This is a genomic window from Reella acinonychis, from assembly GCF_052384575.1.
GTDB lineage: Bacteria > Pseudomonadota > Gammaproteobacteria > Enterobacterales > Pasteurellaceae > JBQSUQ01.
On record NZ_JBQSUQ010000017.1, the window covers coordinates 77,370 to 100,969 of the forward strand.

Here is a 23,600-nt window from a genome sequence, read left to right on the forward strand (position 1 = left end):
ATCCTTAGTGAATTGTGGGTTTCTCTGCTTTTGCTGGACGGAAATGCGTATAAAATAATGCCGCAATGGTACGCACATATTCAATGATTTCTTCTAATGCTTCCGCAAGCTCTTCTTTGTCGTCCTGTTCGTCATAACCTAATTGGCAAATGTCGTGCAAATCATCAATGGCTTCGCCAACTTCGCCTTTTTCTTTATCTAATTGAGTTTGAACTAATCCTAAGCCGAGTAGAAAGTGGTTTGCCCATTCGCAGAGTTTGTCCGCTTGGGTAAATACATCGCTGTCTTCGGGGAGCATTAATTGAAAATTGAAACCGTCAATATCCGCTAAAGTGCGGTCAATTTCCGCATAGATTTCACTGACTTCGTTGAGAAGTACGGTTGGATAGGCATGGTTATCGTTGGTGAATTGGTAAAGTAAAGGCTGCCAGCTTTGATCATCTAAACCGCCACAAATTAAGCCGGCTAAAAATCCATGTAATTCAGTGGCAGATAGGGCGATACCCGCATGATGAAGTTGTTGATTAAGTGTATCGTAATTGAGCATTGTTTTTTCCTTTAATGAAGATGAAGGAATTCTAACAGATTATTTATGACAGAAAATATTTCTCTATGGCATAATAGCGAAAAATTTGATGAATGGTGAAACGAATGGCATTAAAAAAGATTGAATTGAATTTTTTAGGGCAAGTTTTTTTACTGAATGTGCCTGAAGAGCAGCATGATGATTTGCGAGAAGCTGCGCGTCTATTGGATCTTCGTGTCAATGAAATGAAAGAGCGCATGCAAACGGTGCAAGTGGATCGTGCGGTAAATATTGTGGCATTGAATTTGAGTTTCGAACTGTTGCAAGAAAAGTACAAAAACAATGCGATGGAAAAAGTGCTACAAGATCAGATTCAGCAATTATCAAATTCATTAGAAAACATCTTAATGCGACCAACAAATCAGCAAACGGCTTACGAGATCCAATAAATGTGATCTGGCTAACGCTTTTTCGAGCAATTAGCGCTAGTCAATCTGATGGATTTAGGTTAGTATTAAGTGCAAAGATTACCTGAGATGTTCGCGAGAGGGTTACGTCCCTGAGCCGATACTTACATACTTATGAGTTGGTTCTCTGTGTTATTGGTGTGCAGGCTTAGTTTCACTAAGAAGCCTAAAAATAACTAAAACCGACTCCCTTGAACCGTCGGGTTCAAGGACCGACCACCCCCAACGGCATCTCGGGGTTCCTTTCTTAACCATTCCATTTCTATTTATGCAAAGCAATCTTTCTATCCAACAATTGCGTCAACAATTACGTCAACAAATCCGTAAAACTCGGCAAAATTTGACCGCACTTGAACAAGCACAAGCGGAAGAATGTATTACGCAACAAGCGTTAGCACTGATTGAACAACGCCAAGCCCAACATATTGCGTTGTATTTATCCTTTGATGGTGAGATTTCGACCCAATCCTTGATTGAAGCATTATGGCAATTAGGTAAAAAAGTCTATTTGCCTGTGTTACATCCTTTTTGTGCAGGGCACTTGCTGTTCTTGCATTATCGACCAGATAGCCTGTTAGTGAAAAATAAATTTGGGATTTTTGAACCGCAGTTGAACGTAAAAGATGTGTTGCCTTTGGCGAAATTGGATATGATTTTTACGCCTTTGGTGGCGTTTGATCTGCAAGGCAATCGGCTTGGCATGGGCGGCGGCTTTTATGATCGTACTTTAGCCGATTGGCAACAAAAATCCTTTGTACCAGTTGGTTTAGCGCACCAATGCCAACAAGTTGATGCGCTGCCCATTGAAAGTTGGGATATGCCTTTATTTCGAATTTTATTTGCCTAAACGTTGGCGCACAATTTCAAATAAACAAACACCTGTGGCAACGGAAACATTAAGAGAAGAAACCGATCCAGCCATTGGAATACTAATTAATTGGTCGCAACATTCACGCGTTAAACGACGCATACCATCGCCTTCTGCGCCCATCACTAACGCAATTGGACCTGTTAATTTGGCTTCAAAGAGATTTTCTGTGGCTTCCCCAGCAGTACCTACCACCCATAAATTATAATCTTGTTGCAATTCACGCAATGTACGAGCTAAATTGGTGACACGAATAAGGGGAACGACTTCAGCTGCGCCACAAGCCACTTTACGCGCAGTGGAATTGAGTTGCGCCGATTTATCTTTAGGCACGATTACTGCATCAACGCCTGCCGCATCTGCTGTACGCAAACAAGCGCCTAGATTATGGGGATCTGTAATGCCATCAAGCACTAATAATAAAGGATTAGACTGACGTTGTAGCAATTGGTCGAGATCGTTTTCATTGAGTTCTTTTGCAGCTTGTACTCGGGCAATAATACCTTGATGGACTTCGCCATTGGCTTTGTTATCAAGGGTTTGGCGATTGACAAATTGCACTGAAACACCGATAGCGTGGATTTCATTTAATAGTGGTTGTAAACGCTTATCTTCACGTCCTTTTAACGCTAATACTTCAATCATTCGCTCAGGGCTACGATCTAAAAATGATTTTACTGCGTGAATACCATAAATTTGTTCTGACATATTTATTCCTTGCTAACGACTAATTTCTCTTTTTCTTTGATGTTTTACTGGCTTTTTTCACCGCACTTTTTTCTTTCTTTTTGTGAAAAGTGCGGTCAATTTTTGCTGACTTTTCAGCTTGCTTGGCTTTGGTTTTAGCGGTTTTCCCTTGACGACGAGGTTTACGTTCGCTGGATATGAGACTAAAGTCCACCTGACGTTGCTCTAAGCTGACATTTTCTACCCGAATTCTGACTTTATCGCCCAAGCGATATAGCATACCACTATTTTCACCGATGAGGCGTTGTCCTGCAGGATCAAATTTGTAGTAATCATTGTCCAAGGTGGAAATATGAACTAAACCATCGATAAATAAATCGTCCAATCGCACAAATAATCCAAATCCCGTAACGGAAGAAATAATGCCATCAAATTCGCTGCCTACATGATCTTGCATAAATTCGCATTTGAGCCAGTCTGCGACTTCTCGGGTTGCATCATCAGCACGACGTTCGGTCATAGAACAATGATCACCCAGTTCATCAATTTCATCCAATTGGTAGTGATAGCCGCCTGTTTCGGTGGTTTTTCGTTTTGAACCTTTTTCTTTTGCTAACAAATACTTAATAGAACGATGTAAAGTTAAATCAGGGTAGCGACGAATTGGTGAAGTAAAATGTGCATATTCCGTTAACGCTAAACCAAAATGCCCAATATTATCTGCATGATAAATGGCTTGGCTAAGACTGCGTAATAACATGGTTTGGATTAATTCGTGGTCAGAACGCTGTTTGACTTGAGCTAATAACTCAGCATAGTCCGCTGTGGTTGGTTTTAAACCGCCACGCAATGATAAGCCACATTCCGCTAAGAAAGTACGGAATGAAGTTAATTTTTCTTCACTTGGGCTGGCATGAATACGGAATAGTGCGGGCTCCTGATGACGTTCCATAAAATTCGCTGCACAAATATTAGCTAAAATCATACATTCTTCAATGATTTTATGCGCTTCATTGCGTACAACTGGTTCAATGCGTTCAATTCGTCCTAATTCATTGAAAATAAATTTGCTTTCAATGGTATCAAAATCAATGGCACCACGTGCTTGGCGTGCGTCATTTAATGCTTGGTATAAGGCATAAAGTTGCTCTAAATGTGGTACTAATGATTCATAACGCTGACGTAGATGTTCATCGCCTTGTAAAATTTGCGCCACTTTATTATAGGTTAAGCGTGCGTGCGAATTCATAACGCCTTCGTAGAATTGATAGCCTTTGATTTCACCTTTAGTGGAAATCTCGATTTCGCACACCATGCACAAGCGATCGACTTGTGGATTCAGGGAACAAAGTCCATTGGATAACACTTCTGGCAGCATTGGCACAACACGATTTGGGAAATAAACCGAATTGCCTCGACTGCGTGCTTCATTATCTAATGCAGAACGTAAACGCACATAATAGCTCACATCTGCAATAGCAATCCACAAGCGCCAGCCTTGTTGTTCTTTGCGACAGAAGACTGCATCATCAAAATCACGCGCATCTTCTCCGTCAATGGTTACCAATGGAAGTTCGCGTAAATCAACGCGACCTATTTTGGCTTGTTCTGGCACTTCTTTTGTGAATTTCTTAATGGCTTTTTCTACTGCTGCTGGAAATTGATGTGGAATATCATGATTACGTAACGCAATTTCCACTTCCATGCCTTTCGCCATATTATCGCCAAGAATTTCTACAATTTCGCCAACTGGTTGGCTAAAACTTGCAGTGCGTGCTTTTAATTCCACCACCACAACTTGTCCCATTCTTGCGCCCATACGATGTTCATCAGGGATTAAAATATCTCGTCCAATACGGCTGTCATCTGGCACCACATAGCCGATCCCATTTTCTAAGAAGAAACGACCAACGAGATGTTTTTTACGGTTTTCTAACACACGAACAATACGCACTTCTTGGCGACCTTTTCGATCAAAGCCACTCAGTTGTGCTAACACAAAATCGCCATGCATAACGCGTTGCATTTGCCCGTTGGGAATGAATAAGTCTTTTTGATTGACGGTACCTTCTAATTCAAGAAAACCATAGCCATCACGATGACCAATAACAGTGCCTTTTAATAAATCAAGTTTTTCAGGCAAAGCATAGCGTTTACGCTTGGTAAAAATGAGCTGACCATCATTTTCCATGGCTCGTAAACGGCGACGAATTCCCTCTAATTGATCTTCGCCCTTTAAACCAAAAGTCGTGATGATTTCTTCTCGTCTCATTGGTGCATTATGCTCACGAATGATTTGTAACAGAAATTCTCGACTAGGAATTGGGTTGGAATATTTGCGTTTTTCTTGCTGATATTTGGGATCAAGGTGAAGCACATCGATAAGTGCGGTCTGTTTTGGCGAAGTTTTTTTACGTGCCATAAGGTGATTATTTCCTTTCAATTAAGTTGGGCACAGTTTGACACTATGGGGTAGGGAAAGCAAGAAAAGAATGTGTTTTCGCATTGTTAATCATGCTGTTTATCATAATATGAATTGTAGTTTTATTATACAAAATTTGATAAATGCTAATTATTATCAGTTATCAATTTGATTTCAATCACATTTTTGAAAAAAACTTCTTTTTATCCTTTGGAAAATTGATCTAGCTCATGATGTTTCAATATTGTAAATGCTTAAATAAGATATTTTTTATTTTATGGTCTAACCAGTGGGGGAAGTGATGGAGAAATCAATTATGAATCCTAGCTTAACAAGAAGATCTTTACTGAAAAAGACTTCTATTGGGGCAGCAGTAGCTGCGACAAATATTTCACTGCCTTTTAAAGCTTCAGCAGAAAAAAGTGCGGTGGATCTTTCTGATGAAAAAGTAGTTTGGAGTGCTTGTACCGTAAACTGCGGTAGCCGTTGTCCGTTAAGAATGCATGTGAAAGATAACAAAATTACTTATGTGGAAACGGATAATACAGGGACTGATACCTATAATGTGGATCATCAGGTACGCGCCTGTTTACGTGGTCGTTCAATGCGTCGTCGTGTGTACAATCCAGATCGTTTGAAATATCCAATGAAGCGTATTGGTAAGCGTGGAGAGGGTAAATTTAAACGCATCAGTTGGGATGAGGCATTAACGGAAATTGCCGCTTCATTACGTAAAAATATCAAGAAATATGGTAATGAGTCCATTTATTTGAACTATGGTACAGGGACTTTAGGCGGTACCATGACAAAATCGTGGCCACCGGGTGCGACCTTGATTGCTCGTTTTATGAACTGTTTGGGTGGCTATTTAAATCATTACGGTGATTATAGTACTGCACAAATTGCGGTGGGCTTAGATTACACCTATGGTGGTGGCTGGGCATTGGGTAATGGTATGGCTGATATTGAAAACAGTAAATTGGTCGTACTTTTCGGTAATAACCCAGCAGAAACCCGTATGAGTGGCGGTGGTTTAACCTATTGTATTGAGCAAGCACGTGAAAAATCCAATGCGAAATTAATTATTATTGATCCAAGATATACAGATACCGGAGCGGGTCGTGAGGATGAATGGATCCCAATTCGACCAGGTACAGATGCAGCGCTTGTTTCAGCATTAGCTTATGTGATGATTACGGAGAATTTAGTAGATCAGCCATTCTTGGACAAATATTGCGTGGGTTATGATGAGAAAACTTTACCAGCAGACGCGCCGAAAAATGGACATTACAAAGCTTATATTTTAGGTCAAGGCGATGATGGTATTGCTAAAACACCAGAATGGGCGGCGAAAATTACCGGTATTCCAGCCGATCGTATTATTAAGTTAGCGCGTGAAATTGGAACTACCAAACCGGCATTTATCTCGCAAGGTTGGGGACCGCAACGCCGTAGTAATGGTGAATTAATTTCTCGTGCCATTGCGATGTTACCAATTTTAACAGGCAATGTGGGTATTCATGGTGGTAACACAGGGGCAAGAGAAAGTGCTTACAAAATTCCATTTGTACGCATGCCAACCTTAACGAACCCTGTTAAAGCAAGCATTCCAATGTTTTTATGGACAGATGCAATTTTCCGCGCTCATGAAATGACAGCATTAACTGATGGTATTCGTGGTGTGGAAAAATTAACTGCGCCAATCAAAGTGATTTGGAATTATGCAAGTAACTGTTTGATTAATCAGCATTCTGATATTAATCGTACTCATCAAATCCTACAGGATGAAAGCCAATGTGAATTGATTGTTACCATCGATAATCATATGACGGCGACTGCAAAATACAGTGATATTTTATTGCCTGATTGTACAGCTTCAGAGCAAATGGATTTCTGTATGGACGCTTATGTGGCCAATATGAACTACATTATTTTTGCTGATCAGGTTATTACGCCTTCATTTGAATGTCGCACAATTTACGACATGATGACCGCACTTGCAGAAAAAATGGACGTGAAAGATCAATTTACTGAAGGTCGTACTCAAGAAGAATGGTTGCGTCATCTATATCAATTATCTCGTGAAAAATTGCCTGAATTGCCAACTTTTGAAGAGTTCAGAGAACAGGGTATGTTCAAGAAAGTGGATCCAAATGGTTTCTATGTGGCTTATAAAGATTTCCGTAATGACCCAGAAGCACATCCATTAAAAACACCATCAGGCAAAATTGAAATTTATTCCTCACGTCTTGCAGATATTGCGAAAAGTTGGGAATTAAAAGAAGACGAAGTCATTCATCCGTTGCCAATTCATGTAGATAGCTTTGAACATTATGGCGATAAATTAATGGAAAAATATCCGTTACAAATGACGGGTTTCCATTATAAAGCGCGTACTCACTCAACTTATGGCAATGTGGATGTAATCAAAGCGGCAAATCCACAAGAGGTATGGATCAACCCGATTGATGCAGAAAGCAGGGGAATTAAAAATGGTGATGTGATCCGTATCTTTAATGATCGTGGTGAAGTACGCATTAATGCCAAAGTGACCCCTCGAATTATTCCTGGTGTGGTGGCATTAAGTGAAGGGGCTTGGTATGCACCTGATAGCCAAGGTATTGATCATTCAGGCTGTGTGAATGTATTGACAACGCAACGTCCATCGCCTTTAGCGAAGGGTAACCCACAACATTCTAATTTAGTTCAAGTTGAAAGAGTCTAAGGAGTGAGTTATGGAACAATATGGTTTTTATTTTGATTCAGAACGCTGCACAGGCTGTAAAACTTGCGAATTAGCCTGTAAAGATTACAAAGATTTAGGCACCGAAGTCAATTTCCGTCGTATTTATGAATATAGCGGTGGTAATTGGATTCAAGATAAGCAAGGTTGCTGGAACCAAAATGTATTCGCTTATTACATGTCGATTTCTTGTAACCATTGTGATGATCCTGCTTGTGCTAAAGTTTGTCCAACAGGGGCAATGCACAAAAATGCAGATGGTTTCGTGATTGTGAATGAAGAAACCTGTATTGGTTGTCGCTATTGCCACATGGCCTGCCCTTATGATGCGCCACAATATGACGCGGCAAAAGGGCATATGACCAAATGCGATGGTTGCTATTCTCGCGTCAAAGAGGGCAAAAAACCAATTTGTGTGGATGCATGTCCTTTACGTGCGTTAGATTTTGCACCTATTGCTGAATTACGTGCTAAATATGGTAATGAAGCAGCAATTGCACCTTTACCGCCTGCAGATTTAACGCAACCAAATTTAGTGGTAAAAGCAAATAAAAATGCGCGCCCAAGTGGTGATACGTCTGGTTTCTTAGCTAATCCAAGAGAGGTGTAAAATGAACGGATTACACGAATTACCCCTAATCATTTTTACCGTATTAAGCCAATCTGTTGTGGGGGCATTTTTACTCTTTACCCTCACATTATGTTCGGCACAAGATAAGCACTATCGTGCTTATGTACACAAAGCCATGTTTGTTTTACTGCTATTGCAAGGTGTTGCATTTGTGGCGTCAATTACCCATTTAGGTTCACCGTTACGAGCGTTTAATTCCCTTAATCGTATTGGCGAGTCCATGATGAGTAATGAAATTGCTTCTGGTGCCTTATTTTTCGCTTTAGCAGGTTTGTATTGGTTAATTGCAATTACAGGGAAAATGCCAAAAGCATTGGGTAATTTATGGTTAATTTTAACCGCACTTGTTGGCTTAGCCTTTATGTTCTTTATGAACCAAACCTATCATATCGCCACAGTGCCAACCTGGAATACGGTATTTACCTCTTGGAACTTCTATTTAACAGTGGTTATTGCGGGTTTTGCTTTAGGCTATGCGTTGTTACAAAGTGATCGCCCTGATGCGAGAATTTTAAAATGGGTGCCAACTGCGGTGGGAATTGGCTTATTATTAGCTGCTGTTGTTGCGATTTACCAAGGTTTTAGTTTCGGTCACATCATTACTTCTGCGCAAAAAGCCAACGCTTTAGTACCAGATTTTGCGGTATTAACTGCGATCCGCGTGCTTTGCATTGGTCTTGGTGTTGCGTTATTATTTTGGGCATTACGCAAACCAACAGGTGCTATCAGCAAAGTGCTTGCAGTATTATTGATTTTTGGTGCTGAATTTATCGGTCGTAGTTTATTCTATGCTTTACATATGACCGCCGGTACAGCCATTGGTGCATAACCGCATGATTTAATTGTTTGGGCGTATTCTATACGCCCTTTTCATTCGAGTAGTAATTATGACAAATCAGCCGTCTTACGATTGGATTTCAACTTCAGGGCGTTTGCTTGGCGCGCTATTTTATTATGAACCTTCTTCAACACAACTTTCACCAATTTTCCAATTTTTCCAACAAGCTGATTGGCAACAAGATTGGGAAACGGAAGTTTCAGGGGAGATCATTGAAAAGATCGCTCATGGTATCCATTCTCCTGAAATTGAAGCAGAATATCAAGCCTTGTTTATTGGTCCCAATAATTTAATCGCGCCGCCTTGGGGATCGGTGTATTTAGATCCTGAAAGTGTTGTATTTGGTGAATCACTTATTGAATTGCGCCAGTTCTTACAACAACATCAATTGAGCTTTACTTCAGATAATAATGAGCCAGAAGATCATATTGGTTTAATGCTGATGTTTGCTGCTTACCTCGCTGAAAATCAGCCAGATTTGCTTGCTGAATTTATGCAAAAGCACCTTATGACTTGGGTTGAACGCTATTTAGAATTAATGGCGAATCAGCAACAGTCCTTGTTTTATCAAGGCATTGCTCAGCTTACGCAATTGACATTGCAAGGTTGGCAGCAATATTTAGGCGTGAAAACGGAAAAAGTGCGGTTATATTTTTAATCGTTTTTGCCAAGGGCATGGTTATGCAAAAAGATGAACGCTATTATCAAGCTTATTTATCCCATCACCAGATTTCAAGGCGAGGGTTATTTCGAGGCTTGTTGGGCAGTACGGAAAAAGCATTGCAAAAAACGCAATTGCGTACAGCCATACGTCCACCTTTTGCTGCGGAAGAAAATCTGTTTCTAACAGCTTGTGATGGCTGTGGTGATTGTGTAAAGGCTTGCGATCTCGGCTTAATTCAAATAGAACAAAATAAGGCGATATTGGATTTGTCTTATGCTAGCTGTACGCTATGTGGCGATTGTGCCAAAAGCTGCACTCGCTATGCTTTACATCCTTCCTTTAAGGCTGATACTGAACAGCGCCCTGTTTTCACTTCAAACTGTGTACAACACAGCCAACAAGTTTGTACCGATTGTCAGCAAGCCTGCCCACAACAAGCGATTTCGCCAACATTGTTGGTCAACTCAGAATTATGTAACGGTTGCGGTGAATGTCGATTGGCTTGTTTTGCCTCTGCGATTCAGCTTAATTTAAATTAGGCGAGAGAGATAAATTCAAAAATTGGTAACCCTGTTCATCCACTTGTAAAATCGAGGACGTTTCCCCCCAATCGCCTAGCACGATCCGCTCAAAGTGCGGTGCCATTTGATGAATATTTTGTCGATGAGTATGCCCATGAATTAAACGTGTTACGCCAAATTTTTGCATGGTTTGCAAGGTGAAATCAGGATTTACGTCCATAATTTGTTGCGGTTTGTGTTTTTTGTCTGCACGACTTTTATTGCGAATGTTCTGTGCGATTTTTAACCGCACTTTTAATGGCAAATGTAGAAATAGCCATTGTCGCCATTTTTGATGCACTTTGCGGCGATATTGTTGATATTTATGATCATCGATGCAAAGGGTGTCGCCATGGCAAATTAAGGTTGGCGTACCATATAAATCAATTACTTCATAATCATTTAATAATTGCAAACCACAGCTTTGGGCAAATTGTTGACCTAATAAAAAATCACGGTTACCACAAATAAAGTAACAAGGAATTCCCTGTGCAGTGATTTGATGAATTAGCTCTTTCACAAGGCGAACAAGTACGGAATCTTCATCATCGCCGATCCAAAAATCAAATAAATCGCCAAGAATATATAAACGCTCTGCTTGTGGCGCAATATGTTGGATAAAATCCACAAAAAGTGCGGTTAAATCTGGGCGATTTTCACTGAGGTGTAAATCGGCGATGAATAGGGTTTTAGCCATAATATCCTTTACTGTAATTGCCAAGTTTGTGTGCTAGGGTCGATCAGCAATTGTTGTTGGTGGTGTACGTTTAATGTAGAACGATGTCCCACACTAATAATCGTTGTATTCGGTAATTTTTGTTTGAGCAAGCGATACATCGCATCCTCTAAACCTTCATCCATGCTTGCTGTCGCTTCATCTAAAAACGCCACTTGTGGTTGAATAATCAACAAGCGTGCAAAAGCCAAGCGTTGCTGTTCGCCTAAAGAAAGCACTCTTGTCCAGTCATTTTCTTGCTCTAATTTATCACTGAGATGACCTAATTGCACTAAACGCATAGTTTCAGCTGCTTGCTGCAAATCTAAATCCTGTGGTGCCAGTTCTGGATAGAATAAGGCGTCAATTAAACGCCCTTGAGGCAGATAAGGTTTTTGCGGTAAAAAGAGTGCATTCTGTTGTGGACGCTCAATTTCCCCTTGTGCATAAGACCACAAGCCTGCAGCTGTGCGCAATAAGGTCGTTTTGCCCGATCCTGAAGGGCCTTTGATCAACAAGGAACTACCCTGTGGTAAGTTTAAATTGAGATTGCGAATGAGGAGTTCACCTGTTGGTTTACAAATAGAAACTTGCTTAAATTGCACCGCACTTTGATGCGATTGTAATGAAAGTTGAGGGCTTGGTGTGGCTTGTTCAATGGCACTATGAAAGCCAGTTAAACGATCTAAAACCGCACGATAGCTAGCAAATTCATCATAGGCATTACGGAAATAAGAGAGTGCGTTTTGTACGCGTCCAAAAGCCTGTGCAGTTTGAATTAAATCCCCTAGCTGAATTTGTTTGCTGAAGAAACGACTTGCTTGAATAATAAATGGAAAGACCACTGAAATTTGGGTCATGATTAAGTTAAAACCCGATAATTTCAATGTCATATGGACCATTTTCCATACATTATCAATCACTTGATCAAATTGTTTCATTAGACCTGAACGTTCCATTTTTTCGCCGCGGAAGAAAGCAATGCTTTCCGCATATTCTTTGATACGAATTAAGGAATAACGATAGTTCGCGTTTAATCTTTCGTTGGCGAAGTTTAATTTGATTAATGGACGACCAATGCGGAAGGCAAAAATACTGGTGATTAACACGTAAATAAAGACTAAAAAGACCATCGCATGTGGAATGGTTACAGATCCGATAGTCATAGGGCCTGCTAGTTTCCATAAGATTTGGGTGAAAGCCACAATGGATACCACCGAAGAAATCACACCAGTAGCAAAACTTAAGGACGCACTCACATAGGATTGCACATCTTGTTGAATACGTTGGTCTGGGTTATCTAATTGATTATACACATATTGGGTTTTGTAATAAGCTTGATGTTGTAGCCATTTATCCACCATATTTTCATTGAGCCACGTACGCCATTGAATAGTAAAACGTTGGCTTAAATAATAAGTGAGCAATGCATTACTAATATGTATTGTAGCTAAAATTGAAAAGACCACCATTTGCACCCAGAAAATATTTTCATGCATATTCTGCAATGCGTCATACATGGCTTTGTACCATTCAGAGAAAAGAATATCTAAGCGAACGGCGAGTAAATTAAAAAACACGATAACGACAAAATAAAGCAGTGGTTTCAAACTCTGTTTTGGTGAAATGTAACCTTTAGCGAGGAACCAAAATTGTTCGCCCCATTTGGTTGTTTTAACTAAAAACCAAACAACTGCGGTGAATAATACCGCAGTTATTGCGAGGGTTTTTAAGATCCAAATAAATGAGGTCAACAGCTCTTGTGCATAATTCATAATTCATTCAGTTAATTTTTTATTAAAACTTTTAATTATTTTTCAGTAAATACTGTAATTAAGCAAGAAAAAATGTGATGAAAATCAAACTTTATTATATTAACTATTTTCAGTTATATTGCTTGGATTATAATTTATATCGGTTAAATTTTATCTTTTTAAGGAGGCTTTATGTCTGAAATAGCCATCACCATAGGGATTTTGTCCTTGGTGGCTGTCGTTGGCCTGTGGATTGGGCATTGGAAGATCAAGGGCGTCGGTCTTGGCATTGGCGGTGTATTATTTGGGGGGATCATAGTTGCTCATTTTACGCATCAAAATGGTTTGCATCTTGATAAACATACACTTCATTTTGTGCAAGAATTCGGTTTGATTTTGTTTGTATATACTATTGGTATTCAGGTCGGCCCGGGTTTCTTTGCTTCTTTGCGTCAGTCAGGGTTAAAACTTAATGCGTTTGCCGCATTAAATGTATTTCTTGCCGCTTTAATCGTCGTTTTAATTTATAAAATGGGCGATGTGCCTCTTGATGTAATTTTAGGTGTGTATTCTGGTGCAGTAACCAATACGCCATCTTTAGGTGCAGGGCAACAAATTCTGTCTGAACTCGGTATGAAAAATATTACCGAAACCATGGGTATGTCTTATGCGGTGGCTTATCCTTTTGGTATTTGCGGTATTTTATTAAGTATGTGGCTAATCCGTTTATTTTTTAAAGTAAAAGTGGATGATGAAGCAGCGAACTTTAATAAGAAAAGTGGTAAAGACAAAGAAACCTTACAAAAAATTGACTTACGCGTAAACAACCCTAATTTAGACGGCATTGAACTGAAAGAGATTCCTGGTTTTGAAACAGGCGATGTACTTTGTACCCGTTTAATTCGTGGCGAAAATATCAGCGTACCTAAAGGCGATACGGAAATTTATTTGGGTGATTTACTTCATTTAATTGGTGAACAAACTGCATTGAATAAGGTCCGTTTGGTAATTGGTGAAGCTGTCAATGTTGAACCGTCAACGATTAAAGGCAACTTGCGTTCGGAACGTGTGGTAATTACCAACGAAAAAGTATTAGGTAAAAGTATCCGCACTTTAGCCTTCCACCAAAAATATGGCGTAGTGATTTCTCGTTTAAATCGTGCGGGGGTGGAATTGGTACCAACTGCAAGTACGACTTTACAATTCGGGGACGTTGTTCATGTTGTTGGTAGTGCAGAGGTTATGGATAAAGTGATTTCTGTGCTAGGCAATATGCAATCGAAATTACAACAAGTGCAGATGCTGCCTGTCTTTATTGGTATTGGCTTAGGGGTGTTATTAGGCTCTATTCCGTTCCATATCCCTGGTTTCCCTGTACCATTAAAATTAGGTCTAGCTGGTGGTCCATTAGTGGTGGCATTAATTTTGGCGCGTATTGGTTCTATCGGCAAACTTTATTGGTTCATGCCACCAAGTGCTAACTTAGCTTTGCGTGAAATTGGTATTGTCCTTTTCCTTTCTGTTGTGGGGTTAAAATCTGGTGGCAATTTCGTTGAAACCTTAGTCAACGGAAATGGTTTAGAATGGATGGGATACGGTATTTTAATTACTTTTATTCCATTGATGGTGGTCGGTATTATCGCCCGCATGTACGCGAAGATGAACTATCTTTCTTTATGTGGTTTACTCGCCGGTTCTATGACTGATCCCCCAGCCTTAGCCTTTGCAAATGCGATTAAAGAGGATAGTGGGGCTTCTCCATTGGCTTATGCGACAGTGTATCCTTTAACCATGTTCTTAAGGATTATTTCGCCGCAACTACTCGCCATTTTGTTGTGGACCATAGGCTAAAAATTCAGTTAAATTTAACCGCACTTTATTGGTATAAAGTGCGGTTTTTTTATCGTATTTTTATAAGTCTATCCAAGTTTTATTTTGCCAGTTTTCTACTGTTCTTCATGCGTATTAATCGCTAAATTCTCAATTTGAATGGTGACATGTTCAATTTGATATTCCTGTCTTAGCATTTTGCAAATGGCTTCAACAATTTCATAATCATTCACATTTTGATATTCATTGAGTAGCACATGAAATGACAAACTGTAAGAATTTTCCCCGATTGACCATAAATGAAATTCATGAATTTCGTTCACATGTTCAATGGCTAAAATGGATTGATGAATTTTATTTAGATCCAGTGTATCAGGCACCGCTTCCATTAAAATGAAAAAGGCTTTTTTACAGATTTTATAACCGCCAGCAAACAGAATAGCGCTGATGATCAAACTGATGATGGCATCAATTTCAATAATACCTGTGTAGTAAATTAAAATTGCGGCAGCAATCACTCCCACAGAATTGAGCAAGTCGCCAATAAAATGCCATAGCGCACTTTTGATATTAAGATTATTTTCTGCTTTTAAACTCCGCATTAAAATAACAGTGAGCACAATATTAATTAATAAACCAATGCAAGCGATAACTAACATGGAAGTAAAATCAATATCCACAGGATTAATTAAGCGTGAAATTCCCTCAATAGCAACCCCAATGGCGATAATAATTAACGCCAAACCATTAAGAAAAGCGGCGATAATTTCAAAGCGTTCATAGCCATAAGTAAATTTTTCATTTGGCTCTTTGGCTGCGTAATAAATAGCTATCATACTTAAAAGTAGCGCGACAACATCAGAAAACATATGGAAAGAGTCTGAAATAAGCGCAAGGGATTGGCTAAATATTCCCCCTAACAATTCCACCAAAGCAAAAAACAAAGTCAAACCAAGGGAAAGCCATAAGGTTTTTTTACTGGTTTCTTGCTGTTTATGATGTTTTAAATGATGATAATTAAAAGTGATCGGTTTCATATTGTCCCCCACAAAGTCTAAATTTGTTGTTCATTGTAGTGGAGACGCGCATCAAAATAAACCTCTTTAAACCAGACGATCTTTTCATAGTCTTTGAAAGTGCGGTGCATTTTTTACAAGTTTTCTTTTATTATGACGCAAACGATTAAATTTGATAGCCAAACGCATGAAACTAACATAGAATCAGTTTATAGTCCTTTTATTAATGGAGATACGCCTATGTCTATGCCAAAGAATTTTGTGATGATTTCACCGCACTTTCCAACCAATTTTGAGCCTTTTGCGGCTCGGTTGAAAGCGCAGGGGTTCAATACCCTCGGCATTGCCGACACCCCTTATGAGCAGTTAAGCGAAGGCTTACGCAATTCTCTGACTGAATATTATCGTGTGGATAATATGGAAGATTATGAGCAAGTTTATCGTGCAGTAGGTTATTTCGCTCATAAGTATGGACGCATTGATCGCATTGAGTCGCACAATGAATATTGGTTGGAACTGGATGCGAAATTACGCACCGATTTCAACGTGTTCGGCTATAAAAACGACGATATGTTGTCGATCAAAACCAAAGCCCAAATGAAAGAAGTGTTCCGCAAAGCAGGGCTGAAAGTGGCGAAAGGACGTGTGTTTGGCGATGACAAAGACGCTCAAAAATTAGTCGAAGAGTTGAAATTCCCTGTGATCATCAAGCCAAACTCTGGCGTAGGGGCAAGTGATACTTACAAAGTGAAAACCCAAGAAGATTTGGAACAGTTCTTTGCTAATCGCAACCCAAGCACTGAATACATTATGGAAGAATTCATCGAAGGCGACATCATCACCTTTGACGGCTTAGCTGATCACGACGGCAATATCGTGTTCTACGCAGGCCTGGAATATTCCGAAGCGGTAATCGACACCGTCAGCCAAGACAACGATATGTACTACTATGTGCCACGCGAAATTTCGCCAAAATTGGTGGAATTGGGCAAAGAGTGCGTCAAAGCTTTCAAAGTGCGTGAACGTTTCTTCCACTTTGAATTTTTCCGCGTGAAAAAAACCGGCGAAATTATGCCGCTTGAAATCAACTGCCGTCCACCAGGTGGCTTAACCATTGATATGTGGAACTACGCCAATGATTTTGATGTGTTTAATGAATACGCCAACATCGTGCGTGAAAACAAGTTCTACACCAACATCACGCACCCGTGGAACGTGGTTTATATCTCTCGCAAAGCCAACAAAAACTACGCTAATACAACTCAAGCTATTTGGGAAAAATTTGGCTCGAATATTATCAGTATTCAAAGCGTGCCGGGAGTATTTGCGAAAATTATGGGCGAAGAAGGCATTTTGGCTCGTACCGAAACCTTGGAGCAAATGCGTGAAATTGTACAGTTTGCTCAACAAAAACAATAAGGAATTAAGAGATTATGCATTTTGAAAGACGTAGCCACTGGAGTGGCGAATTAGGGCGTGAAATGTACTTCAATGTATATGGTCACGCAGGCAAACCTGTGATTGTGTTTCCTTCTTCTGGTGGTGACCAAAACGAATATGCGAATTTTGGCATGATTGATGCTTGTCGTTCGTTTATTGAACGAGGGTTAATCAAATTTTACACCCCAGATTCTTACGACAAAGAATCTTGGCTAGCAGAATGGAAATCAAGTCATGATATGGCGCAAGCACATAATGCTTACGACCGCTACATTGTGCATGAATTAGTGCCATTAATTCGCCATGAATCACAATGGAATGGCACCATGATGGCAACAGGTTGCAGTATGGGCGCATTCCATGCGGTCAATTTCGCCTTACGCCATCCTGATTTATTTGATATTACCATTGCACTCAGTGGCGTATATGATGCACGTTTCTTTACAGGCGAATTTTATGGCGATCAAGCGGTGTATTTCAATTCACCGGTTGATTACCTATGGGCGCAAGATGATGACTGGTTCTTAAATCGCTATCGCCAAAATCACTTTGTGGTTGCTGTTGGTCAAGGCGCGTGGGAAGAACAACACATCAGCGCAACGCATCAGCTAAAACAAGCCTTTGAAGCCAAAAGCATTGAAGGCTGGTTCGATTTTTGGGGACATGATGTGGATCACGACTGGCCTTGGTGGAAAGTACAAATGCCTTACTTCTTAACCAAATTAGAAGAACAGGGGATTATTTGATTGTTACATGTAGGGACGCTACGCTGGCGTCCGAATAAAATGGCATTCAATGTAAAGTTAATCTCCTAGGACGCGAGCGTCGCGTCCCTACTTATTGGGAGCAATCTTTCTGACAAAAGTGCGGTGAATTTCACCGCACTTTTTGCTATTTCCCCATTAATGCAAAGCGTAGAAATTCCACAAAATGATTTGCCCAATGGGCTTCGTGGTGGGTTTCGTTTGCCATAATTTTTAAACGAATATGATCTAATGGGTGTCTAGTGCGGATTAAGGCTTGATAATAACGCAAAGTGCTATCAATATAGGTTTGATTCATATTAGAAATATATTGTGCGTCGATATCATCGCCCTCATTGGTACCCACTTGGATAAACACGCGGTTTTGATAATGGAGCGGATGATGGTGCAGAAAATCCAAAAATGCACCTTCGCTAAACCAAGAGGCAAGGGAAAATACGCCTAAATGCCCAAAAATATGTGGATAGGCAGCGCCCATATAAGCGGTAATAATGCCGCCCATTGAACTGCCTGCAAGTAGCGTATTTTCTCGCTGAGGCAAGGTGCGATAATGTTGATCCACAAAAGGTTTTACTTTATTAACTACCCAATCGCCATAGAGCATCCCCTTTCCACCCACAGGGCGCGCAATACTATGTTGCCCCACTTCTGTTTGCCAAGGTGCATATTCATCAATGCGATTTACTGTTGCATTATCAATGCCCACAATAATCAGTTTTGGAAATTCTTGATGTTCTTTAATAGTGGGAATAATTTTCCACGAATGTCCCGAATAAGATTCTCGACTATAAAAAATATTCTGTCCGTCGTGCATATACAACACAGGATAACGTTGCCAGCTGTCTTTATGATAATCCTTTGGCAACAACACGCGAATACGGCGGTGTTCGTTATAATAAGGCACATAGAGGAAGTGTTCTTCCATTTTTAAAAAATAGTTTATTGGTTTCATTGCGAATCAATTTTTCTGTCATTTTATTGAATAACGCGCATTGTCGCGTATTTAACTTGAACGAGCAAGTTTGTGAGACCTTTTTGTTGATTTTTGTTTATTCGCAATTTCCCTTCAACCCCAAAACTGCGGTGAATTTCACCGCGGTTTTATCCTTGACAATGCTTATTTTGTATCTACAATATGATTATGTGATACATATAACAAGTTGTTATGCGAATTGACTACGACCCAATAAAAAATCAACGTAATATTGAGCAGCGAGAGCTTTCTTTTGAGTTAGCTAGGGATCTGGATTGGGAGGAGGCGCTTATTTGGCAAGATACGCGGAAAGATTATCCAGAGCCTCGATTCTGTACACTTGCTTTACTAAATAAACGATTGCACGCACTTTGTTTTACCCCCATTAAAGACGGTATTCGGGTTATCAGTTTTCGCAAGGCGAATGCAAGGGAGATAAAATATTATGAAAGTCATAAATAATGTAGATTATGATGATGTAGAAAATGTGCCTTTTACGGATGAAGAACTAGGACAATTTCGTCCATTGGCGGAAGTTATGCCGCCTGATTTTGTCGCTATGGTGCTTAATAACCAGCAGGAGCGAGCTAAACTGGGCAAAGTTCGCAAGCCACGAGGCAAGCAACGTAAGCCAACGAAAGAGGCTGTTAATCTCCGATTATCGCCTGAAGTTTTGGCGGCTTTTCGCGCGACAGGCAAGGGCTGGCAAACTCGTATTAATGATGTTTTACTCAAACATATTCAAACCACAATGTAGCAAGATGAGATCAATATATTCATCATCCCCTAAACCACAAAAACTGCGGTGAATTTCACCGCGTTTTTTTGTTATGAGCTATTTAAGTAGGGACACCACGCTGGTGTCCGTAAAATAAGGTTCAAAACAGATCGCAATATCAGGTTGTAAAGGTATGATTTAATTATGCTTATGCTTATGCTTATGCTTATGCTTATGCTTATGCTTATGCTTATGCTTATGCTTATGCCGAAATTTACCCTTTAAATTTGCTGAAACTTTGCAATAAATTTACAAAAAAAGTGTGGACTTTATGCGTGTGGGGGGGGATAATAAGCCGTCTATTTTATTAGACAAATAGGCAATAAGAAAATATTTTTTTATTTATGGAGTGCTGTTGGTTCATTGGATGAAAATTTGATGGATTTTAACCGCACTTTATTATTTTAAAGCTAATGGAAATCTTATGAATAAAATATTTAAAGTGATTTGGAATTACGCCACGCAAACTTGGGTGGCAGTGTCAGAATTGCAGCGAGCAAAAGGTAAAACCAAGTCGGTGGCAACTGCAGCAGTGGTTGTTTCAGCGGCGTTGGGCGTGTTGAGTTTAGAGGCTTCGGCTGTTAGTGGTGTCTATCAAGGAATTAGAGAATCTGGTACGGATATTGCTGTCGGTTCAAATACACAGACTAATGGCGGTGGTGACTCCACAGCATTCGGGAATGGTGCGAGAGCCTATGCTGGAAATGGTAACTTAGGCGCTACAGCAATTGGGGCGAAAGCACAAGCTTTGGAAGCTAGCACAACTGCTGTTGGTCATTATGCATACGCAGATAAAAACGGTGCGTCTGCCTTTGGGCGAAATTCTCGGGCAACAGGACGTGAATCTGTGGCAATAGGTTCTAATACTAAAGCTGAACTAGATTTCTCTACTGCACTTGGTAACAGAGCAACAGCAAACCAAGCAGCAACAGCGGTGGGGACAGAATCAAAAGCAACTGGAGTGAATTCTGCAGCTGTTGGTGCTGGTTCTATGGCAGCAGGAAGTGTATCAAGTGCATTCGGTCAGGCTTCTACTGCATTAGGAGAAGGCTCTATTGCTATAGGTTCAAACGCAAACGCTGCCAATAATACCTTTACGGTGGCGATTGGTACTCGTACTAATTCCACAGGTTTGGGTTCATCCGCATTAGGTCCTCAATCTAATGCTTTAGGAGACCGTTCAACTGCTGTGGGGCTTGATTCAAATGCAAGTGCGGAACGTGCAACTGCAGTAGGTTCTGCTGCAAAAGCAGATGGAGTACGAGCAACAGCAGTGGGTTCTGCTGCCTATGCAAATGGTACATCATCATTTGCTGCTGGTCAGGGGGCTCGCACTTCAAATAGAGACACCATTGCTATAGGCCATGATTCTAATGCTTCAAATGAATTTGCCACTTCGGTAGGTTCATATTCAGTAGCTTCAGGTGTAGATTCGTCAGCTTTCGGTCGTAATGCAAAAGCGCTTAGTACTTCTTCAACGGCGATTGGGGTTTATACTGAAGCAAATGGGGAAAATTCAACCGCACTTGGTCGTGATGCCAAAGCATTGAACAGATCAGCAACGGCAGTTGGTGGATATTCAAAAGCTCAAGCAGAAAGCTCCGTGGCTATGGGTGATCGTGCAATAACTGCAACGGGGGCAACAGATGCTATATCTATTGGTACACAAGCAACTTCATCAGCAGTACAAGCTGTTGCAATTGGTAAAAATACCAATGTCGCAACAGGTGCAGATGAGGGTATTGCTATTGGTAATAGCGCAAGTGTAACAGGACAATACGGAACGGCAATCGGGGGCAATGCAAATGCTTCTGCAAAAAATGCTAGTGCGTTTGGTGGTGGTTCGAATGCTTCAGCGGAGTCAACCTTAGCAGTGGGGTCACGTGCTAAAGCCTTACAAGCGGGTGCAGTGGCTTTGGGTGTGGATGCTTCTGCAGACCATGCAAATAGTGTGGCATTAGGTAACGCTTCGCGGACTAAACCTCAAGAGCGCAACTTTAATGCGACAGTCAATGGCGTGGAATATGCTTCTCAAGCAAATCCTTTTGCGGGTAATAACCCAGTTGGTGTTGTGTCTGTTGGCGGTCAACTTCCAGATGGTACTGTAGCAACGCGCCAATTAGTAAATGTGGCAGCAGGTAAAATTTCTGGTGATTCAACCGACGCAATCAATGGTTCACAACTTTTCGCTGTTATGCGTGATGCGAAGTGGATGGTAACTTCGGGTCAAACAGGAAGTGGTGAAAACTCAGGTTCTACTACTGAAGATGTGAAATTAGGCGATACATTGAAGTTTATCGCTGGAAATAATATCAAGATTGCTCAAACTATAGAAAACTTCACTATTTCTGCGAAGAAAACTCTTGTAGAAACAGATACTGCTGATGTAGTGACTGTCACTAACACAGAAAATGCAAACACCAACGTTATTACATCGAAAGTAAATATCAAAACAGGCGATGTAAATGGGGATCAAACCACAGGTGATATTACCAAAGCTGCTGACGGTGTAGTTACTGCTCAAGATTTAGTTGAAGCATTGAAAAAATCAGGTTTCCGTCCGAAAGTAAATAGTTCTTATGGTAGTGTGATTAATCCAGGTGGCGAACTGCTATTTATTAATGGTAATGGCACTACTGCTCGTATTACTGCTCAGAATCAAATTACTTTTGATGTGAACAAAAGCAGTTTAACAATGAATGGCGGTAAAGTAGGTAGTTTCACTGCTGGTGATTTCTTCCCTACTGCATCAGAAGTTGCTAATGCGATTAATAATTCGTATTGGAAAATTAACCGTACAGGTAATGGTTCAGGGGATGATGTTAGTAACATTAAACCGAATGACCAAGTAACTTTGAATGGTGGTACGGGAATTCAAATTATCAAAAATGGTAATACATTTACGTTCCAAATCGATCCTACTACTTTGCCTAAAGGACCAAAAGGTGATCCAGGTGCGAAAGGTGATAAAGGTGATACAGGTGCGCAAGGTGCCCCAGGTACTCCAGGTCGTGATGGTGTAGATGGTGTAAGCCCAACTGCGAACGTGGTTACAAACCCGAACGGCACACATACCATTACAATTACAGATAAAACTGGCACAACTAGCGCGCTTGTAACAAATGGTGCGAAAGGTGACAAAGGTGATACAGGTGCGCAAGGTGCCCCAGGTACTCCAGGCCGTGATGGTGCAAATGGTACCAATGGAGAAACTCCACAAATTGGTCCTAACGGTAACTGGACAATCGGTGGTAACGATACTAATGTTCCTGCCACAGGTCCAAAAGGTGATAAAGGTGACACCGGTGCGCAAGGTACCCCAGGCCGTGATGGTACAAATGGCACTCCAGGTGCAGATGGTAAAACTCCAACTATTGATCCAGCAACAGGTAACTGGACAATCGATGGTGTGAATACTAATGTTCCAGCCACAGGTCCGAAAGGTGATAAAGGTGACACCGGTGCGCAAGGTACCCCAGGCCGTGATGGTGCAAATGGTACCAATGGAGAAACTCCACAAATTGGTCCTAACGGAAACTGGACAATCGGTGGTAACGATACTAATGTTCCTGCAACTGGTCCAAAAGGTGATAAAGGTGATACGCCAACTGTTGATCCTGCGACAGGTAACTGGACAGTAGGTGGCACAGATACTAACGTTCCAGCTACAGGACCTAAAGGTGACAAAGGTGACACCGGTGCGCAAGGTACCCCAGGTCGTGATGGTACAAACGGCACTCCAGGTGCAGATGGTAAAACTCCAACTATTGACCCAGTGACAGGTAACTGGACAATTGATGGTGTGAATACTAATGTTCCAGCCACAGGTCCGAAAGGAGATAAAGGTGATACACCAACTGTTGATCCTGCGACAGGTAACTGGACAGTAGGTGGCACAGATACTAACGTTCCAGCTACAGGACC

20 protein-coding genes and 1 other RNA gene are annotated in these 23,600 nt (G+C 40.7%); 14 read left to right on the top strand and 7 right to left on the bottom strand.

Going from position 1 to position 23,600, the window contains the following annotated elements:
• Positions 1–4 precede the first annotated feature (4 nt).
• Positions 5–547 (bottom strand): YecA/YgfB family protein, encoded by a 543-nt coding sequence (locus ACT2CV_RS08840; RefSeq protein ID WP_464973447.1) that lies wholly within the window; start codon positions 545–547, stop codon positions 5–7.
• 104 nt (positions 548–651) lie between these two features.
• Here ACT2CV_RS08840 and ACT2CV_RS08845 point away from each other — a divergent pair, with 104 nt between their 5' ends.
• The 3 genes from ACT2CV_RS08845 (at position 652) to ACT2CV_RS08855 (ending at position 1,840) form a co-directional block, all read left to right on the top strand.
• Complete coding sequence (locus tag ACT2CV_RS08845; RefSeq protein WP_464973448.1) at positions 652–975, top strand: cell division protein ZapA; 324 nt, start codon at positions 652–654, stop codon at positions 973–975.
• A gap of 76 nt (positions 976–1,051) precedes the next feature.
• Positions 1,052–1,237: non-coding RNA, 6S RNA (ssrS, locus tag ACT2CV_RS08850), on the top strand.
• A gap of 24 nt (positions 1,238–1,261) precedes the next feature.
• Positions 1,262–1,840 (top strand): 5-formyltetrahydrofolate cyclo-ligase, encoded by a 579-nt coding sequence (locus tag ACT2CV_RS08855; RefSeq protein WP_464973449.1) that lies wholly within the window; start codon positions 1,262–1,264, stop codon positions 1,838–1,840.
• Here ACT2CV_RS08855 and rlmB read toward each other — a convergent pair.
• Positions 1,829–2,569, bottom strand: a complete 741-nt coding sequence (rlmB, locus tag ACT2CV_RS08860; protein WP_464973450.1) for a 23S rRNA (guanosine(2251)-2'-O)-methyltransferase RlmB — start codon at positions 2,567–2,569, stop codon at positions 1,829–1,831. The genes ACT2CV_RS08855 and rlmB overlap by 12 nt on opposite strands.
• Positions 2,570–2,588: 19 nt before the next feature.
• Positions 2,589–4,970, bottom strand: coding sequence for a ribonuclease R (gene rnr, locus ACT2CV_RS08865; protein WP_464973451.1), 2,382 nt, complete (start codon positions 4,968–4,970; stop codon positions 2,589–2,591).
• Positions 4,971–5,271: 301 nt separating this feature from the next.
• Between rnr and ACT2CV_RS08870 the strand changes: the two genes are divergently transcribed.
• The 5 genes from ACT2CV_RS08870 to napF are packed head-to-tail and all read left to right on the top strand — an operon-like array spanning position 5,272 to position 10,385.
• Positions 5,272–7,695: a DMSO/selenate family reductase complex A subunit gene (locus ACT2CV_RS08870; protein ID WP_464973452.1), complete on the top strand. Its 2,424-nt coding sequence runs from the start codon at positions 5,272–5,274 to the stop codon at positions 7,693–7,695.
• A gap of 10 nt (positions 7,696–7,705) precedes the next feature.
• Complete coding sequence (locus ACT2CV_RS08875; RefSeq protein ID WP_464973453.1) at positions 7,706–8,323, top strand: DMSO/selenate family reductase complex B subunit; 618 nt, start codon at positions 7,706–7,708, stop codon at positions 8,321–8,323.
• A 1-nt stretch (position 8,324) separates the two neighbouring features.
• Positions 8,325–9,173: a dimethyl sulfoxide reductase anchor subunit family protein gene (locus ACT2CV_RS08880; protein ID WP_464973454.1), complete on the top strand. Its 849-nt coding sequence runs from the start codon at positions 8,325–8,327 to the stop codon at positions 9,171–9,173.
• 58 nt (positions 9,174–9,231) lie between these two features.
• The gene (dmsD, locus tag ACT2CV_RS08885; RefSeq protein ID WP_464973455.1) at positions 9,232–9,840 is read left to right on the top strand and encodes a Tat proofreading chaperone DmsD; all 609 of its coding nucleotides are present in this window, start codon (positions 9,232–9,234) and stop codon (positions 9,838–9,840) included.
• Between the two features lie 23 nt (positions 9,841–9,863).
• Entirely contained in the window at positions 9,864–10,385 is a 522-nt protein-coding gene (gene napF, locus ACT2CV_RS08890; RefSeq protein ID WP_464973456.1) for a ferredoxin-type protein NapF, read from the top strand.
• Here the strand turns inward: napF and lpxH are convergent.
• Together lpxH and ACT2CV_RS08900 are read right to left on the bottom strand one after the other, a co-directional pair.
• Complete coding sequence (gene lpxH, locus ACT2CV_RS08895; protein ID WP_464973457.1) at positions 10,372–11,103, bottom strand: UDP-2,3-diacylglucosamine diphosphatase; 732 nt, start codon at positions 11,101–11,103, stop codon at positions 10,372–10,374. The two genes, napF and lpxH, sit on opposite strands and share 14 nt — an antisense overlap.
• A gap of 8 nt (positions 11,104–11,111) precedes the next feature.
• On the bottom strand, positions 11,112–12,896 hold the full coding sequence (locus tag ACT2CV_RS08900; protein ID WP_464973458.1) for an ABC transporter ATP-binding protein/permease: 1,785 nt from the start codon (positions 12,894–12,896) through the stop codon (positions 11,112–11,114).
• Positions 12,897–13,067: 171 nt separating this feature from the next.
• Here ACT2CV_RS08900 and ACT2CV_RS08905 point away from each other — a divergent pair, with 171 nt between their 5' ends.
• Positions 13,068–14,726 carry a putative transporter gene (locus ACT2CV_RS08905; RefSeq protein WP_464973459.1) on the top strand — a complete coding sequence of 553 codons (1,659 nt, stop codon included), beginning with the start codon at positions 13,068–13,070 and terminating at the stop codon, positions 14,724–14,726.
• Positions 14,727–14,821: 95 nt separating this feature from the next.
• Here the strand turns inward: ACT2CV_RS08905 and ACT2CV_RS08910 are convergent, their stop codons facing one another.
• On the bottom strand, positions 14,822–15,742 hold the full coding sequence (locus ACT2CV_RS08910) for a cation diffusion facilitator family transporter (RefSeq protein WP_464973460.1): 921 nt from the start codon (positions 15,740–15,742) through the stop codon (positions 14,822–14,824).
• Between the two features lie 219 nt (positions 15,743–15,961).
• Here ACT2CV_RS08910 and ACT2CV_RS08915 point away from each other — a divergent pair, with 219 nt between their 5' ends.
• A complete protein-coding gene (locus ACT2CV_RS08915; protein WP_464973461.1) occupies positions 15,962–17,140 on the top strand; it encodes an ATP-grasp domain-containing protein in 1,179 nt (392 codons plus the stop codon).
• 14 nt (positions 17,141–17,154) lie between these two features.
• Positions 17,155–17,907: an esterase family protein gene (locus tag ACT2CV_RS08920; RefSeq protein WP_464973462.1), complete on the top strand. Its 753-nt coding sequence runs from the start codon at positions 17,155–17,157 to the stop codon at positions 17,905–17,907.
• 145 nt (positions 17,908–18,052) lie between these two features.
• Here the strand turns inward: ACT2CV_RS08920 and ACT2CV_RS08925 are convergent, their stop codons facing one another.
• A complete protein-coding gene (locus ACT2CV_RS08925; protein ID WP_464973463.1) occupies positions 18,053–18,877 on the bottom strand; it encodes an alpha/beta hydrolase in 825 nt (274 codons plus the stop codon).
• A gap of 213 nt (positions 18,878–19,090) precedes the next feature.
• Between ACT2CV_RS08925 and ACT2CV_RS08930 the strand changes: the two genes are divergently transcribed.
• The 3 genes from ACT2CV_RS08930 to ACT2CV_RS08940 form a co-directional block, all read left to right on the top strand.
• Positions 19,091–19,360 (top strand): BrnT family toxin, encoded by a 270-nt coding sequence (locus ACT2CV_RS08930; RefSeq protein ID WP_464973464.1) that lies wholly within the window; start codon positions 19,091–19,093, stop codon positions 19,358–19,360.
• Entirely contained in the window at positions 19,344–19,655 is a 312-nt protein-coding gene (locus ACT2CV_RS08935; protein WP_464973465.1) for a BrnA antitoxin family protein, read from the top strand. The genes ACT2CV_RS08930 and ACT2CV_RS08935 overlap by 17 nt, the downstream gene beginning before the upstream one ends.
• A gap of 445 nt (positions 19,656–20,100) precedes the next feature.
• A partial coding sequence (locus tag ACT2CV_RS08940; protein ID WP_464974060.1) for an ESPR-type extended signal peptide-containing protein occupies positions 20,101–23,600 on the top strand: 3,500 nt, incomplete at its 3' end.

Bases quoted from the DNA above. Each gene is read 5' to 3' on its own strand.
- ACT2CV_RS08930 (WP_464973464.1), top strand. From the start codon at position 19,091: ATGCGAATTGACTACGACCCAATAAAAAATCAACGTAATATTGAGCAG.
- ACT2CV_RS08915 (WP_464973461.1), top strand. From the start codon at position 15,962: ATGTCTATGCCAAAGAATTTTGTGATGATTTCACCGCACTTTCCAACC.
- dmsD (WP_464973455.1), top strand. From the start codon at position 9,232: ATGACAAATCAGCCGTCTTACGATTGGATTTCAACTTCAGGGCGTTTG.
- ACT2CV_RS08920 (WP_464973462.1), top strand. From the start codon at position 17,155: ATGCATTTTGAAAGACGTAGCCACTGGAGTGGCGAATTAGGGCGTGAA.
- ACT2CV_RS08855 (WP_464973449.1), top strand. From the start codon at position 1,262: ATGCAAAGCAATCTTTCTATCCAACAATTGCGTCAACAATTACGTCAA.
- rnr (WP_464973451.1), bottom strand. From the start codon at position 4,970: ATGGCACGTAAAAAAACTTCGCCAAAACAGACCGCACTTATCGATGTG.
- ACT2CV_RS08935 (WP_464973465.1), top strand. From the start codon at position 19,344: ATGAAAGTCATAAATAATGTAGATTATGATGATGTAGAAAATGTGCCT.
- ACT2CV_RS08910 (WP_464973460.1), bottom strand. From the start codon at position 15,742: ATGAAACCGATCACTTTTAATTATCATCATTTAAAACATCATAAACAG.
- ACT2CV_RS08905 (WP_464973459.1), top strand. From the start codon at position 13,068: ATGTCTGAAATAGCCATCACCATAGGGATTTTGTCCTTGGTGGCTGTC.
- rlmB (WP_464973450.1), bottom strand. From the start codon at position 2,569: ATGTCAGAACAAATTTATGGTATTCACGCAGTAAAATCATTTTTAGAT.
- lpxH (WP_464973457.1), bottom strand. From the start codon at position 11,103: ATGGCTAAAACCCTATTCATCGCCGATTTACACCTCAGTGAAAATCGC.
- ACT2CV_RS08925 (WP_464973463.1), bottom strand. From the start codon at position 18,877: ATGAAACCAATAAACTATTTTTTAAAAATGGAAGAACACTTCCTCTAT.
- napF (WP_464973456.1), top strand. From the start codon at position 9,864: ATGCAAAAAGATGAACGCTATTATCAAGCTTATTTATCCCATCACCAG.
- ACT2CV_RS08840 (WP_464973447.1), bottom strand. From the start codon at position 547: ATGCTCAATTACGATACACTTAATCAACAACTTCATCATGCGGGTATC.
- ACT2CV_RS08845 (WP_464973448.1), top strand. From the start codon at position 652: ATGGCATTAAAAAAGATTGAATTGAATTTTTTAGGGCAAGTTTTTTTA.
- ACT2CV_RS08870 (WP_464973452.1), top strand. From the start codon at position 5,272: ATGGAGAAATCAATTATGAATCCTAGCTTAACAAGAAGATCTTTACTG.
- ACT2CV_RS08875 (WP_464973453.1), top strand. From the start codon at position 7,706: ATGGAACAATATGGTTTTTATTTTGATTCAGAACGCTGCACAGGCTGT.
- ACT2CV_RS08880 (WP_464973454.1), top strand. From the start codon at position 8,325: ATGAACGGATTACACGAATTACCCCTAATCATTTTTACCGTATTAAGC.
- ACT2CV_RS08900 (WP_464973458.1), bottom strand. From the start codon at position 12,896: ATGAATTATGCACAAGAGCTGTTGACCTCATTTATTTGGATCTTAAAA.